Here is a 12,788-nt window from a genome sequence, read left to right as displayed (position 1 = left end):
TCATGCAACTGAAGCTCGACGCGCTCGAAGCGCACCTCGCGAAAGGCCTGAAGGGGCTGTACGTCGTCTACGGCGACGAGCATCTGCTCGCGCAGGAAGCGTGCGATCGCATCCGGGCTACCGCGCGCGCGGGCGGCTTCACGGATCGCACGGTGTTCACTGTCGAGCGCGGTTTCGACTGGAGCGCGCTCATCGGCGCGACGCAGTCGATGTCGCTGTTCGGCGACCGTCAGCTGATCGAACTGCGCATTCCGACCGGCAAGCCCGGCAAGGAAGGCGCGGAAGCGCTCAAGACGCTCGCCGGCGCCGATAATCCGGACGCCGTGACGCTCGTCACGCTGCCGCGTCTCGACGGCGCGACGCAGAAATCGGCGTGGTTCACGGCGCTGCTCGGCGCGGGCGTCGCACTGAAGATCGATCCGGTCGAACGCGCGCAATTGCCGATGTGGGTCGGCCAGCGGCTCGCGCAGCAAGGGCAGCGCGTCGCGCCCGGCGAGGAAGGGCGGCGCGCGCTGTCGTTCATCGCGGAACGGGTGGAAGGCAATCTGCTCGCCGCGCATCAGGAAATCCAGAAGCTCGGTCTGCTGTATCCCGAGGGCGTGCTCACGTTCGAGCAGATCCACGACGCCGTGCTGAACGTCGCGCGCTACGACGTGTTCAAGCTCAACGAAGCGATGCTGACAGGCGATGTCGGTCGCCTCGCGCGCATGCTCGACGGCCTGAAGGGCGAGGGCGAAGCCGCCGTGCTCGTGCTGTGGGCGCTCGTCGAGGAAGTGCGCACGCTATTGCGCATCAAGCGCGGCGTCGCGGCGGGCAAGCCGCTCGCCACGCTCATGCGCGAGAACCGCGTGTGGGGCCCGCGCGAACGGCTGATCGGCCCGGCGCTCTCGCGCGTGACGGACGAAGCGCTGGAAAAGGCGCTGTCGCTCGCGGCGCGGCTGGATCGTCAGGTGAAAGGGCTCTCCGGAAGCAGCGGAAAGCGCGGCAGCGAGCCACCGCCGGACCCGTGGGCTGGCATGTTCGAACTCGCGATGGCGGTCGCGCACGGCGGCAAGCCGGGGCAGGCCGCGCCAGCACCACGACCGCGTCGCTAGAACGCTTCTGTCACAGGCTGTTGCAATCCACGCAACAGCTTAGAATGAATGCACTGACGCTTCGGCCCTGAAAGCGGCTCAAGAAAGCGGATCACGGAAGAGACTCACGATGAACATCGATCAATACATGACCGACCTCGGCCGACGCGCGCGCACGGCGTCGCGCGCGATGGCGCGGGCGTCGACGGCGGCGAAAAATGCGGCGCTCAACGCGGTGGCGGACGCCATCGAACGCGAGCGTGAAGCGCTCAAGGAAGCGAACGGCCGCGACCTCGCACGCGCGCGCGAGAAGGGCCACGATGCTGCGTTCATCGACCGCCTGACGCTCTCGGATAAAGCAATCGATACGATGGTCGAAGGCTTGCGACAAGTGGCTGCGCTGGCCGATCCGATCGGCGAAATCAGCGGGCTCAAATTCCGTCCGAGCGGCATTCAGGTCGGTCAGATGCGCGTGCCGCTCGGCGTGATCGGCATCATCTACGAATCGCGGCCGAACGTGACCATCGACGCAGCCGCGCTGTGCCTCAAATCCGGCAACGCGACCATTCTGCGCGGCGGCTCCGAGGCGCTCGAATGCAACACGGCGCTCGCGAAGCTGATCGGCGTCGGGCTGGAAGCCGCGGGCTTGCCGCAGGACGCGGTGCAGGTCGTCGGGACGGCGGATCGCGCGGCGGTCGGCAAGCTCATCACGATGACCGAATTCGTCGACGTGATCGTGCCGCGCGGCGGCAAGAGCCTGATCGCGCGACTGATGGAAGAATCGCGCGTGCCGATGATCAAGCACCTCGACGGCATCTGTCACGTGTACGTGGACGATCGCGCGGATCTCGACAAGGCAGCGGTCATCTGCGACAACGCGAAGACGCATCGTTATGGCACCTGCAACACGATGGAAACGCTGCTCGTCGCGCGCGGCATCGCGCAACAGGCGCTGCCGCAACTCGCCCGCGCGTATCAGGCGAAAGAAGTCGAACTGCGCGTGGACGGGCAAGCGCGCGCCGTGCTCGAAGCGGCGAAGATCGGCGGGCTCGTCGATGCGACCGAAGAAGACTGGAGCACGGAATATCTCGCGCCGGTGCTGGCGATCAAGATCGTCGGCGGCCTCGATGAAGCCATCGACCATATCAACGCCTACGGCTCGCATCACACCGACGCGATCGTCACCGAAGATCACGACCGCGCCATGCGCTTCCTGCGCGAAGTGGATTCGGCGAGCGTGATGGTGAACGCATCGACGCGCTTCGCCGACGGCTTCGAATTCGGTCTCGGCGCGGAGATCGGCATTTCGAACGACAAGCTGCACGCGCGCGGCCCGGTCGGTCTGGAAGGGCTGACATCGCTCAAGTACGTGGTGCTGGGGCGCGGCGAAGTCCGTCAATAAGCAGGCTCGAACAAGAAGAACGATGCTCTGGATCAAATCGCTGCATATCGTGCTGGTGGCCTCGTGGTTCGCGGGGCTTTTCTATCTGCCGCGCATTTTCGTGAATCTCGCGATGGAAACCGATTCCGCCGCCACCGCGCGCCTGTTACTAATGGCGCGCAAGCTGTTTCGGTTCATGACGTTCATCGCGGTGCCCGCGCTCGCGTGCGGGCTGTGGCTGTGGCTCGTCGTCGGAATCGGCGCGGGGCAGGGCTGGTTGCACGCGAAGCTGACGATCGTCGTTCTGCTGATCGTCTATCACGCGTATTGCGGGCGCTTGCTGCACACGTTTCAACGTGGCGAAAACAAGCGCTCGGACAAGTGGTATCGGATGTTCAATGAACTCCCGGTGCTCGGGCTGCTCGGCGCGACCTTGCTCGTGGTGATCAAGCCGTTTTGAGGCGCTGCTGTTCGACGAGATCGAGCACCATTTCGCCGAAGACTTCCGGACGGCCTTCGAAGAATCGCTGCACTATGTTCTTTTCGAGCATGTATCGGCGCAGCGATTCGCGCTCTTCGTGATTGTTCGCGAGTCGCACTGCGGCTTCGATATACTCCTCGACGGTTTCCGCGACCATCCAGCCGGGCATATAGGCGCGCATGAACATCGCGCCGTCGATGCGCTCGAACACTTCACGGCCGGTCTTGCAGACGCCCGGCAACCCGACCGTGAACGCGTCCACGATGCCGTTCGTGTTGCCGAAGGGGAACGGGCTCAGGAACATGTCCATGTCGTTGAGATAGCTCACGTAGCTCATATAGGGCTGCGAGGGCATGACCGTTCCATGGGCTTTGGTTATCGTCTGCGTGGCCACTCTCGACAGATACAGGAGCGCGACGGCGTTTCCGCCGGTCGTCAAAAAATGAAAGTGGACCGGAACCTTGCTGCGCACGGAAATCTGCCGGCACGCATCCAGAAAGCTTGGCGAGAGTTTCATCAGGCTTGCAGCGACGCCGATATTGACGGTTTCCGCCGTATTCTTCCTCCGGGGCGGGAGTGCTTCCATGAGCCCCGAAGGCCGGTAGGGTTGGCCGTCTTTGGGAAGCCTCAAAAGCGCTTCGCTAAAGCACGCCGGGTCGCCGACGTAGTCGTCCTCCACGCTGACATAGTCGATGCACCCGGAGTGCGTGGTGGCGGGATGGCCCAGTCCTGCAATCTGTAGCGGCGCGAGGCGCATGTTCGACACACTGATCGTCAACACGGACATGCCAACGCTGGGCATGTAGAGGACGTCGGGGCATTCCGCCTCCGCAAAGTTGCGAATCGCGGCGAGTTTGTTGACGAAGCCCTGGTCGTCGGGCAAGTCGATTACTCGCGTAAAGACCTCGCGTCCGAGATCGCCGATTGCGCTGGCTTCACACATCGCCACGATGTCGAAGCGGGCCCGCGCGGCCTGCAATGTGCGGGAATGCGTGCGCATGATCGAATGACCGTCCGTGAAAGCTTCCAGCACGACGAGCATCAGCGGTTTCGCTCGCGCGGCGCGTCGGACAGCGGTGAGGTCCGGATTCAGATCGGTCAGTCCGGTGCTCGCGAGCGCGTGGCGAATGAGCTTGTTGATGCTTCGTTTGATCGCGTGCCTGTGCTCGATTTCGGTGTACGTGCACAACATGTAGAGCGCTGACAATCTGTTTATCTCGATGTTCCAGAGATCGCTCTGATCGGCGAGAGCCTTGTCGAGCCATTCGAGCAGCGCTTCGCGATTGCGGCGCGCATCGGCGCTGCCGGGAAGCAATTCGCTGGCTGTCGCGAGGGCCAGATTGAGCGTGGCGATCGGATCCGCGCGCATGCACGCGGCATAGTCGAGTGACAGGCGCGATTCGGAATTGCAGAGAATGTTGAGTCGTTTTATCGCATCCGGAAACGGCAGGTGAACCGTGCCATCTTCAGCGAGAGAAGGAAGGAACCGGCGTGCGACATGATCCGCATTCTTGAGTGGAGCAGCGCTGAGCAAGTTCTGGATGAGGGCGCGAGAGCCCGAGAGGTTCTCGAATTGCGCCTCTGTAAGCGTAAATTCGGTATTCCCGAGCAGGACGGTGATGGCAGCCGCCATGCGAGCCGCGAAACGTTCGAGCGAGGACCATCTGCTGGGACGTGGCCATAGCTCAGACGGCGCCATCAGAGTCAGCAGATCAGTGGACGATTGCTCGCGAAGCAGTGCAGTGAGTTCGGAAAGCAGCGCGATCGCTTCATCCGGCTTCCCGCCATAAACGCAGGATTCGAAACGTTCAACGGAGAAGATGCTGCTCATGGTGATCCTGGTGCGCGAGTGGGTGATAAACAGCATAGGCGAACGCTCGCCTCTCACTTGAAGGCGCTGCGGCCTTCGCTGCCTACGCTCCCACCCGCCGTCCTTCCAGCACGTCCTTCGCTTCGGCGAGCTTGTCCGCCAGCGCGGGGCCGCGAGCCAGCGCCAGCCCGACCGCCAGAATGTCGCCGATCGCGAGATGCGACACGCGCGATGTCATCGGCGAAAAAATGTCGGTGTCTTCATCGACGTTTGCGAACAATCCGACCGTGGCCATGCGCGCGAGCGGCGAGTGGCCGTGCGTGATCGCGATGACCCTTGCGCCGCCGTTCAACGCCGATCTGCATGCATCGAGAATGTCGCGCGTGCGCCCGGTATTGGAAATCGCGACGACGACATCGCCCGCGCCGAGCAGTGCGGCGGAAGTGGTGTACGTATGCGGATCGGAGTATGCGACAGACGGTACGCCCAATCGGAAAAATTTGTGCTGCATATCCAGCGCGGCAATGCCCGATCCGCCCGCGCCGTAGAACTCGATGCGGCGCGCATCGGCCAGGATCGCGATGGCCGCCGCGACGCTATCCGACGACAGTGAATTGCGCACGGCGATCAGCGCGCCGATGGTCCGGTCGAGCACTTTCGCGGCGACGCCCGCGGGCGGCTCGTCCGTGCGCACATCGCGATAAACAGTGGGAACGTCCGCTGCTATGTTCTGAGCAAGGCGAATCTTGAATTCCCGGAAGCCCGAAAAGCCGAGCGCCTGGCAGAACCGCGCGATGGTCGGCTGACTGACGCCGGCACGCGCGGCGAAATCGGTCATCGACAGGTCGAGTACCTCGCGCGGTGCTTCGAGCACGTAGTCGGCCAGCTTGCGCTCCGACGGCCGCATTTGCTCGCGCTTCGCTTCGACTTGAGACAGCAACATCGGAAATCTCGCCTATGCTGAAAATTGCTTGGGACTATATCTGAAGATCGATCATGTACAAATACTACAGAACGTGTCGGCACAAACTAAGGGAATTCCCGTAGATCGTTTCTCCATAAGTGATTCGATCCATGCAGATGCTTAATATGTAGGTGCGAAACTTCGTTGTCACGATGTAGTTTTTCTACTAATATCGTGAAACACGGCGGTATCGCACGACGACGATTCGAACGCCGGTCCCCAACATCCCACCCAACCTCGACGGAAGGCGCGCCGGGCGTTAGACGAAGGAGCTTCGATGGTTTCCCCGCATTCGCAACTCAAGAAAGTCACCGACCGCATCATCGAACGCAGCAAGCCGACGCGTTCCGCATATCTGGCGCGCATCGATGCCGCGCACGGCAAGTTTCCGGCGCGCGGTGCGCTTTCGTGCGCGAATCTGGCGCACGGCTTCGCCGGGCTCGAAGGCGAGGAAAAGATAGCGATCAAGACGATTCGCGAGCCGAACATCGGCATCGTGTCGTCCTATAACGAGATGCTGTCCGCGCACGCGCCGTACAAGAGCTTCCCCGACATCATCAAGCAGGCGGCGCGCGAGCACGGCGGCGTCGCGCAATTCGCGGGTGGCGTGCCCGCCATGTGCGACGGCATCACGCAGGGCAACGCCGGCATGGAACTGTCGCTTTTTTCGCGCGAAGTCATCGCGATGAGCACGGCGGTCGCGCTCACGCACAACATGTTCGATGCGGCGCTGTGCCTCGGCATCTGCGACAAGATCGTGCCGGGACTTGCCATCGGCGCGCTGCAGTTCGGTCATCTGCCGACCATTTTCGTGCCCGCCGGCCCGATGACGAGCGGCCTCACCAATGACGACAAGGCCAAGGTGCGTCAGGAATTCGCGACCGGAAAATGCGATCGCGCTGCGTTGCTCGAAGCCGAATCGGCGGCGTATCACGGCCACGGCACGTGCACGTTCTACGGCACGGCCAACAGCAATCAGATGCTCATGGAAGTGATGGGGCTGCATCTGCCGAGCGCGGCGTTCGTGCATCCGCACACGCCTCTGCGCGACGCACTCACGGCCGAGGCCGCGCGGCGCGTGCTCGATATCACGCTGGAACGCGGCAACTACACGCCGATCGGCCATGTCGTCGATGAAAAGGCGATCGTGAACGGCATCGTCGCGCTGCTGGCGACGGGCGGCTCGACCAACCACACGCTGCATCTCGTGGCGATCGCACGGGCGGCGGGCATCATGATCGACTGGAACGATTTCGACGAGCTTTCGCAAGTGGTGCCGCTGCTCGCGAAGATCTACCCGAACGGCAAGGCCGACGTGAATCATTTCCACGCGGCGGGCGGCGTCGCATTCCTCGTGCGCAATCTGCTCGAGGGCGGTTTGCTGCACGAAGACGTGCAGACGGTCGCGGGCAAGGGACTTTCGCACTATACGAAGGAGCCGAAGCTCATCGACGGCAAGCTGCAATGGGTCGACGGCGCGCCTGAAAGCCACGACACCAAGGTGCTGCGCGGCATCGGCGAGCCGTTCCAGCCGGACGGCGGACTGCGTCTGATGCAGGGCAAGCTCGGGCGCGGCGTCATCAAGATTTCGGCGGTCGCGCCGGAGCATCGCGTGGTGAAGGCGCCGGCCATCGTGTTCAATTCGCAAGAGGAAGTGCAGGAAGCGTTCGACAAGGGCGAGCTGAAGCGCGATTTCGTCGCCGTGGTGCGCTTCCAGGGCGCGCGGGCGAACGGAATGCCTGAGCTGCATCGTTTGACGCCGTTGCTCGGCGTGCTGCAGGATCAGGGCTTCCATGTCGCGCTGGTCACGGACGGGCGCATGTCGGGCGCGTCGGGCAAGGTGCCGGCGGTCATTCACGTGTCGCCCGAGGCGCTTCTGCAAGGGCCGCTCGGCAAGGTCCGCACCGGCGACATGCTCGTGATCGACGCACCCGCCGGCGTGTTGGACATCGAGATCGATGCGAACGAGTGGGCATCGCGCGAAGTGCAGGCGCCGCTCCATCAGGCGGACAACGAAGCAGGATTCGGACGCGAGCTGTTCGGCGTGTTCCGTAGCGCAGCGCTGCCGGCGGAAGAGGGCGCATCGGTGTTCGGCGCGCTGATCGGCGCAACGTCCGCGCACGACGGGGCGAACGGCGCGGCGGCCCCGCAGGAGAGGAATCCGCTTCGCGATAACGCGCGCGCGGCGGCATCGGCGCTGAACAAGGCGCACGCCACGCATCATTGAACATCGCAATGTCGAGAACCCGCGGATAGACCGCAAGGCGCCGCACCAAAAACAGGAGTCGCATCAAATGAAATCGGTAAGCGAAATCGTGCGTCTGGGCCCGGTGATTCCGGTGCTGGCGTTCGAAACGGTCGAGCAAGGTGAACATGTATCGCGCGCGCTGCACGCGGGCGGTGTGAAAGTGCTGGAAATCACGCTGCGCACGCCAGCGGGCATCGGCGCGATCGAGCGCGCGAGCCAGTTGGCGGACGATATCGTCGTCGGCGTCGGCACCATCACGAAGCCCGAGCATTGCGCACAGGCGAAGAAGGCGGGCGCGCAGTTCGGGGTGTCGCCCGGTCTCACGAAGGACATGCACAAGGCCGCGCAGGATGCAGGCTTGCCGCTGCTGCCGGGCGTGATGACGCCGAGCGATATCATCGCCGCGATGGAGCTGGGCTACGAGATCGTCAAGTTCTTCCCGGCGCAACAGGCGGGTGGCATTCCGATGCTACAGGCGTTCTACGGACCGTTCCCGAATCTGAAATTCTGTCCGACCGGCGGCATCACGGCTGAAACCGCGTCCAACTTTCTTGCGCAGCCGAATGTGGTGTGTGTGGGCGGTTCCTGGCTGACGCCGAAGGCCGCGCTCGCCGCGCAGAACTGGGAGGAAGTCACGCGTCTTGCACGCGCAGCCAGCGAGTTGGCGCCGCACTAGTAAGCTCTTTGCATCAGAAGGCGCGTCGCGACCGTGTAAGCGGTCCGACGCGTTTTTTTTCGCCTTGGGTTCGTATTCCGACTCTATTCCGTTGCTCGTTCTGACTGTAGCTTCGGAGTTCATTCACCATTTTTTCGCTTTGTGAATCAGATTAATTCGAAATGCAAAAGTCACAGCGATTAAGACGGTTTGAGTTTCTTTAAGACTCGGATAAGAGGGTTCTCAATTATCCCGGATGTGCTGGGAATTTCAACGCTTCTTCTATATATTTAGGTTTCAGAAGTTCCCCGATATATCAAGACGCGGAAGCGTTTCAATTAGGAAATTTCAGCGCACGTTGCGCGAAAATCCTTACTTCCGCCGCTGCTGCATGTGTCCAGCAACGCCACGCCGCCCGCTGCCTTTGTCCTTGCGGGTCGCCGCGATCAAGTTACCGCGGAACCTCTTTTTCTAAAGCGTAGTCTCGTCTTTTTTCAGGATGCCAATCCGATGACCATTCGAGTCGGAATTTCAGTCGTCACGCATCAAGGCCAAAACATCTGGCAGAACGGCCTGGGCCAGAACGTGATCTTTTTGTCGGAAGCGCTTCAAAAGCTTCCATTCGTCGAGAGCGTTTCGCTGATCGATGTGGGCGATCAGAACGCATTGCCGCCGCAAGTCGACGCCGCGTCGAAAGGTCTGCGCATCATGCGCACCCCGGATGCGACCGATGCCGTCGACGTCATCTTCGAAATGGGCGGCGCGCTCGACACGCAATGGCTCGATCTGATGCGGGCGCGTGGCAAGAAAGTCGCGTATTACTGCTGCGGCCAGCCGTACGTCGGACTTGTCGAGGCACCGGTGTTCGACAAGCCCGTCCATGTGATGCGTCCCGACCGTTACGACCAGGTCTGGCTGATGTCGAAGGACCGGCTGTCCGTCCCGATGATGCGCACGCTGCATCGTTGCCCTGTGCATCTCATTCCGTTCATCTGGCATCCGCAGTTCCTCGAAAAGCGCATCGCGGAAGTGGAAGAGCACGGTCTGCGCTATGGCTATGAGCGCCGCGCAGACGAGTCGGCGCAGCCGGCCATTCAGCCGCAGGGTTTCCGCGTTGCAATGTTCGAACCGAATATTTCGGTGGTGAAAACGTCGAGCATTCCGATGCTCGTCTGCGAGGAAGCCTATCGCGCGGATCGTTCGAGCGTGTCCGCCATGCATGTGCTCAATTCGATGCACATGAAGGATCACCCGACGCTTATGTACATGGCCAACTCGCTGGATCTGGTGAAGGATTCCAAGGCGACGTTCCATGGCCGCAACGACATCGCCGGCTTCATGGCGCAATACGCCGATGCAGTGGTGTCGCATCAGTGGGGCAACGATCAGAACTATCTGTATCTCGACGTGCTCTACGGCGGCTATCCGCTGATCCACAACTCGCCGTGGCTCAAGGACGCGGGTTATTACTTCCCGGGATTCGACGCGCAAGAGGGCGGCCGCCAACTTCAGCGCGCCTTCCGCGAACACGACAGCAATCTGGATGCATATCGCGTGAACGCGCAGCGCGTCATCGATGCGGTGAATCCGTTCAATCAGGCAAACCTGGATGCGTTCGCAGACCGGTTGATCAATCTTTGCCAGGGAAGCAAGCTCGAGGTAGGTGTATGAACGTGAAAAGCAAATCTCGCATGCCGGAGCGGATCAATGTCGGCGTTTCCATTTACATCCGCAAGGGCGAGCAATCGCTGTGGGAAAACGGCATCTTTCAAAATTGTCTTTATCTCGTGATGTTGTTGATGCGCTCGCCGCGCGTGAAGTCGACCTACCTGGTGACGGGCGGCGGTGACGGCGGCCCTGAAGACGCCAAGCGCTTTCTTTCGGATTCGCCGGTGCCGCTCATCGACATGGAAACGGCCCAGACGAAGCTCGACGTCATGATCGAAATGAGCGCGCAACTCAACAAGGAATGGTCGGTGAAGTTCCGCGAGCGCGGCGGCAAGATCATCACGATGCGCGTGGGCAACGACTACGTCATCGATATCGAGCGCATGGTGTTCAACCTTCAGCACGCGCTGCTCGTTTCGGGCGCGCCTTACGATGAAGTCTGGACGCTGCCGGAATACGAAGTCAGTTGCAAGCCGTACTTCGAAACGCTGTTCCGTGCGCCCGTCAAGCTCATGCCGCATCTGTGGAGTCCGGTCGTCCTCGAACGCGAAGCCGCGAAGCTGCAGAATGGTCTGAAATTCGGCTATCAGCCGGGCCGCCGCCGCTGGCGCGTGGGCATTTTCGAGCCGAACGTCTGCATGGTGAAAACGAGCTACATCCCGATGCTCGCTTGCGATGCCGCGCATCGCGAGAATCCCGACATGCTCGAACGCGTGTGGGCGTACAACACGTTCAAGCTGAAAGATCACGCGGCGTTCGCAGGCTTCGCGCAGAGTCTCGATTACGTGAAGCACGGCCTCGGCAACTTCGAAGGGCGCTTCCCGTTCGCGCAGATCGTGCCGGCTGCCGTCGATGCGGTGGTCAGTCATCAGTGGGAAAACCCGCAGAACTACGTGTATTACGAGGCGCTCCACGGGGGCTATCCGCTGATCCATAACTCGCATTTGATCGGCGATTGCGGCTACCGCTATCACGACTTCGATTGCGAAGAAGGTGGACGCGCGTTGCTTCGTGCCTTCGCCGAGCATGACGCCAATCTCGAGAGCTATCGCGCGACCGCAAAAAAGTTTCTGCACACGCTCGATCCGGAAAACGAAGAGAACGTGCGGACGTATACAGAGGCGATCGAGGCGGTCTACGCGAAGGCGTGAGCACGGGATTCAGGCATTCTGCCGTAGGGCAGTGGAGTCAATTGGAATGAAGAAGTTGCGAATTGGTATCACGATCGGTCTGTTTCACGAGGCCGAAACGCTGTGGAACAACGGTATCAAGCAGAACGCGGTGTTTCTCGCTGAAGCACTTAAGAACTGTCCGAATGTCGAAAGCGTCGTGCTCGTCAATACGACGCATGTGGCGATCACGAAACAACTGCCTTGGGATCTGGAGCGCTGGCCCACAGTGACTTTCGATGGCGCGAAAGACAACATCGACGTGCTGATCGAGCTCGGCGGGCAGATCGACCCGAACGCGACGGAATATCTTAAGCAGCGCGGCGCGCGCCTCGTTTCGTATTGTTGCGGTTTCGAATACGTCCACGCGATGGAGTCGATTCTGTTCAACAAGCCGAGCTTCGGCGACAACCTGTTCGTGAACCAGCGCTACGACGACATCTGGATGATTCCGCAGGTAGCGAACATCAGCGCGCCGTACTTTGAGGTGATGCGTCGTCAGACGGCGCAGGTCGTGCCGTTCATCTGGAGCCCGATGTTCCTCAACGCGCGTACCGCGTCGTTGCCGCATTCGGGTGAGTATCAGCCGAAGGCGGGACCGCGTCGCCTGAGCGTGATGGAGCCGAATATCAATGTCGTGAAATTCTGTCTTTATCCGGCGATGATCGCGGAGATGGCGTACCGTGAGCGCCCGAACGATATCCAGTTGCTCCAGGTCACGAACGCACAGCAATTGGCCACGCAGTGTAAAGAGTTCATCGCGCTGATGAACCAACTCGACATCGTGCGGAATCAAAAGGCGGTCTTTCTTGGCCGCTTCGACACGCCGACGTTTCTGGCTGAGAACACGGACATCATCGTGTCGCACCAGTGGGAAAATCCGCTGAACTATTTCTATCTGGAAGTGTGCTGGCAGGGATATCCGTTGGTTCACAATGCCACGCTTTGCACGGATCTCGGCTACTACTATCGGGACAATAACGTGAACGAAGGTGCGCGACGGGTCGTCGAAGCCATCGATCAGCACGATTCGCAGCTTTCGCAATATCGCGACAAGCAGCGTTCGCTGATTGCGCGTTACCTGCCGGATAACGCGGGACTGGTCAACGACTACACCGGGTTACTCGACGCGCTCATCAAGAAGCCTCTGCGTTAAGCAGAACTCGGTCGACAGATCGAATCAAAATTGTCAACGCGCTCCGTCTGATCCGATGATCAGACGGAGCGCGTTGTCGTTCGAGCGACTACGTCTAGTCGAAGCCATCCTTCCGCTGTGAAAGTAAGTTGTTTGAGTAGGTCAATGCTGTCGGCATACAGGTATGTCGTGATCTATCAATAT

General features: G+C 61.0%; 10 protein-coding genes and 1 pseudogene. 8 read left to right on the top strand and 3 right to left on the bottom strand.

The window, feature by feature from the left end:
* Nucleotides 1–2: 2 nt before the first annotated feature.
* The 3 genes from holA to QCE73_RS12025 all read left to right on the top strand — a co-directional run bounded on the left by holA (nucleotide 3) and on the right by QCE73_RS12025 (nucleotide 2,914).
* A complete protein-coding gene (gene holA / locus QCE73_RS12035) occupies nucleotides 3–1,094 on the top strand; it encodes a DNA polymerase III subunit delta (RefSeq protein ID WP_309881370.1) in 1,092 nt (363 codons plus the stop codon).
* Between the two features lie 109 nt (nucleotides 1,095–1,203).
* Nucleotides 1,204–2,475 carry a glutamate-5-semialdehyde dehydrogenase gene (locus tag QCE73_RS12030; protein ID WP_309881369.1) on the top strand — a complete coding sequence of 424 codons (1,272 nt, stop codon included), beginning with the start codon at nucleotides 1,204–1,206 and terminating at the stop codon, nucleotides 2,473–2,475.
* Between the two features lie 22 nt (nucleotides 2,476–2,497).
* On the top strand, nucleotides 2,498–2,914 hold the full coding sequence (locus QCE73_RS12025; RefSeq protein ID WP_035507618.1) for a CopD family protein: 417 nt from the start codon (nucleotides 2,498–2,500) through the stop codon (nucleotides 2,912–2,914).
* On the opposite strand, the gene QCE73_RS12020 is transcribed toward QCE73_RS12025, so the two are convergent.
* The 3 genes and pseudogenes from QCE73_RS12020 to QCE73_RS12015 all read right to left on the bottom strand — a co-directional run bounded on the left by QCE73_RS12020 (nucleotide 2,901) and on the right by QCE73_RS12015 (nucleotide 5,688).
* The gene (locus tag QCE73_RS12020) at nucleotides 2,901–4,304 is read right to left on the bottom strand and encodes a hypothetical protein (RefSeq protein ID WP_309881367.1); all 1,404 of its coding nucleotides are present in this window, start codon (nucleotides 4,302–4,304) and stop codon (nucleotides 2,901–2,903) included. The genes QCE73_RS12025 and QCE73_RS12020 overlap by 14 nt on opposite strands.
* A 45-nt stretch (nucleotides 4,305–4,349) precedes the next feature.
* Nucleotides 4,350–4,634 (bottom strand): annotated as a pseudogene (locus tag QCE73_RS39415) (hypothetical protein); the annotation flags it as partial.
* A gap of 214 nt (nucleotides 4,635–4,848) precedes the next feature.
* Nucleotides 4,849–5,688, bottom strand: a complete 840-nt coding sequence (locus QCE73_RS12015) for a MurR/RpiR family transcriptional regulator (protein WP_035507616.1) — start codon at nucleotides 5,686–5,688, stop codon at nucleotides 4,849–4,851.
* A gap of 298 nt (nucleotides 5,689–5,986) precedes the next feature.
* Here QCE73_RS12015 and edd point away from each other — a divergent pair, with 298 nt between their 5' ends.
* The 5 genes from edd to QCE73_RS11990 all read left to right on the top strand — a co-directional run bounded on the left by edd (nucleotide 5,987) and on the right by QCE73_RS11990 (nucleotide 12,605).
* Nucleotides 5,987–7,936, top strand: a complete 1,950-nt coding sequence (edd, locus tag QCE73_RS12010) for a phosphogluconate dehydratase (RefSeq protein WP_238288318.1) — start codon at nucleotides 5,987–5,989, stop codon at nucleotides 7,934–7,936.
* 67 nt (nucleotides 7,937–8,003) lie between these two features.
* Nucleotides 8,004–8,633: a bifunctional 4-hydroxy-2-oxoglutarate aldolase/2-dehydro-3-deoxy-phosphogluconate aldolase gene (gene eda, locus QCE73_RS12005; protein ID WP_309881365.1), complete on the top strand. Its 630-nt coding sequence runs from the start codon at nucleotides 8,004–8,006 to the stop codon at nucleotides 8,631–8,633.
* Between the two features lie 489 nt (nucleotides 8,634–9,122).
* Entirely contained in the window at nucleotides 9,123–10,283 is a 1,161-nt protein-coding gene (locus QCE73_RS12000; RefSeq protein WP_404989749.1) for a DUF2827 domain-containing protein, read from the top strand.
* Nucleotides 10,280–11,431: a DUF2827 domain-containing protein gene (locus tag QCE73_RS11995; RefSeq protein ID WP_035507609.1), complete on the top strand. Its 1,152-nt coding sequence runs from the start codon at nucleotides 10,280–10,282 to the stop codon at nucleotides 11,429–11,431. The genes QCE73_RS12000 and QCE73_RS11995 overlap by 4 nt, the downstream gene beginning before the upstream one ends.
* A 46-nt stretch (nucleotides 11,432–11,477) precedes the next feature.
* On the top strand, nucleotides 11,478–12,605 hold the full coding sequence (locus tag QCE73_RS11990; protein WP_309881362.1) for a DUF2827 domain-containing protein: 1,128 nt from the start codon (nucleotides 11,478–11,480) through the stop codon (nucleotides 12,603–12,605).
* Nucleotides 12,606–12,788: the final 183 nt, after the last annotated feature.

It is taken from the genome of Caballeronia sp. LZ029, assembly GCF_031451275.1.
GTDB lineage: Bacteria > Pseudomonadota > Gammaproteobacteria > Burkholderiales > Burkholderiaceae > Caballeronia > Caballeronia jiangsuensis.
The sequence above is the reverse complement of the archived record's forward strand: the minus strand, read 5'-3'. Positions and strand labels throughout refer to the sequence as shown.